Origin of the sequence: Brevundimonas sp., assembly GCF_035626535.1 — a bacterium.
Taxonomy (GTDB): Bacteria; Pseudomonadota; Alphaproteobacteria; order Caulobacterales; family Caulobacteraceae; genus Brevundimonas.
In genome coordinates, this window is sequence record NZ_DASPNO010000072.1 from 1 (window position 1) to 2,206 (window position 2,206).

1 protein-coding gene is annotated in these 2,206 nt (G+C 66.6%); it reads right to left on the minus strand.

Annotated elements, in window-relative coordinates:
- Positions 1 to 2,019: TonB-dependent receptor plug domain-containing protein (locus VEC04_RS11305; protein ID WP_324776881.1), on the minus strand; the 2,019-nt coding region annotated here is incomplete at its 3' end.
- Positions 2,020 to 2,206 lie beyond the last annotated feature (187 nt).

Sequence of the window (2,206 nt, forward strand, 5' to 3'; positions counted from 1 at the left end):
GGTGGCTTCGTTGTAGACCGCGCGGAAGCGCAGCCACTCGACCGGAGCCCACTCGCCGCCGATCTTGAAGGTCTCCACCTGGCCGACCGACGAGTAGTCGGACACCCGGTAGCCGCCTTCCAGGCCGAGGTAGTGGAAGAACGTCGTGTCCTTGATCAGCGGCACGCTGACTTCGGCGTAGAGTTCCGACACCTGGATCGCGCCTTCGATATCCTGAATGGCGTTGAAGCCGAAGATGTTGCCGGAGCGCTGCTCGTTGTCGACGCGGAAGGCGATGTCCGTGTCGCGGTATTCGAAGCCGAACACGGCCGCGATCGGGCCGGCCGGCAGTTCGAACAGGTCGCCGCGCACGAAGCCGGCGATGCGGCTCTCCTCGATCTGGGTCTCGGAGAAGGTGTTCACCCGGATGAACGACTGCATGGCAGGCGTCAGGGTGCCCGGACCGAAGATGTCCAGCGGCACGCAGCCCGGCAGGGCGGACGTGCCGAGCGGAGCGCCGGCGGCGGTCTGACAGCCGGAGAGGCCCTGGGTCAGCGCCGTGGCGTTCACCGAGTTGATGCCGCGGGCATCGAAGCGGTTGGAGCCGAAGCTGCCGGTCAGCGACCAGTTCCAGTTGTCGTTGAAGTCGCCGTCCAGGGTGGTCAGCAGCGAGAACGAGTTGTTCTCGAAGAACCCGTTGCGGGTACCGACCTCGGTGGTGCGGCGCGACATGGTGAACGGCGCCAGCGGCTGCGGGCGCGACTGGAGCGCAATCCACAGATCCGGCGCGTTGGCCTGGATCAGCGCCTGCATGGCCGGGGTCAGGGTGATCACCAGGCCGGTGGCCGGCGTGGGGGCCAACTGCACTTCCGAGGTCGAGTTGACGAAGTTCAGGAACACCTTGGCGCGGATGTTGTCGGTGATGTCGTAGGTCGCCGTGGTGGTGATGTTGAAGCGCTCGGCCGGCAGGATGATGAAGTTGTCCGGCGCGAAGTTGTACTGCGACGAGCCGGCCGCACGGTCCGGAACGGCGCAGGCGCCGCCGGGGAGGACGGGGTTGCCGTTGAAGCGCGGGGTCAGCTGGCCGGCGTCGTTGAACGACAGGTTGCCGGAGTTGACCGCGACGCCCGGGGTGGCCGGGTTACAGTCGGTGTTGGCCGCGGCGAACTGGGCCGGCAGCAGGGCCGCCAGGTTCTGGAACGGGTTGGCTCCGCTGTTGGTGATCCAGCCCCAGGGCGGGGTGCTCGAGCCGCCGCCGAAGATGAAGGCCCGGCCGGACGCGATGGCCTCGGCGGCGCTGTCACAGACGATCACGCCGCGCGAGTCGTAGCAGGCGGCGGCCGAGACGCGCGCCCAGTCGAACTCCGACTGCAGCACTTCCTCGCGGTGATAGTAGGAGGCGTAGGCGGTGACGTTGCCGCGGCCGTTGGCGAAGTTGCCGCCGAGCAGGCCGTTGATCTCCATCTCCGGCGCCTTGCCGTCGAACGACTGGCCGTAGGTCGCCGTCAGTTCGGCGCCTTCGTAGTCGTCCTTGAGGATGAAGTTGACGACGCCGGAGATGGCGTCCGAGCCGTACACCGCCGAGGCGCCGCCGGTGACCACTTCGATGCGGTCGATCAGCGAGGCCGGGATGGTGTTCAGATCGACCACGCCGGTCGGCGAAGAGGCCGGGACGCGTTCGCCGTTGACCAGCACCAGGGTGCGGTTCGTGCCCAGGCCGCGCAGGTCGATGGTGGCGAAGTCTTCACCGCCGGAGTTGTTCGAGGTGCGGGTGTTGCCCGGGACGATCTGGGGCAGCTCGTTGAGCAGGGTGTCGACGGTCAGGGTCGCGGTCAGCTCGAGCTGCTCCGACCCGACAGTCGTCACCGGAGAAATGGCCTCGAAGTCCTGACGGACGATACGAGAACCGGTGACGTAGACGGCTTCGACCTCGGTCGAATCGTCCTGGGCGTACGCCGGCGCGGCCTGAAGGGCCAGCAGCGCAGCACCGCCGATGATCGTAGACGCCAACAGGCGCTGACGAGCGGTTTGGATTTTCAACTTCATTCCTCCTGAGCCCGGCTCCCCGAACGGTTCGTCGAAAACCGACGCCCCCCTCGCCTCGCCACAGCGAATTAGCCCGCAGACAGTACGCCTCCGGATGCTTGCACGTTATGGAGATGCCAACGGTGGGGTCAACGGACGATTAAACGCGTGTAATCTGTTGGCCTCGGCCTGTCGCAAATCC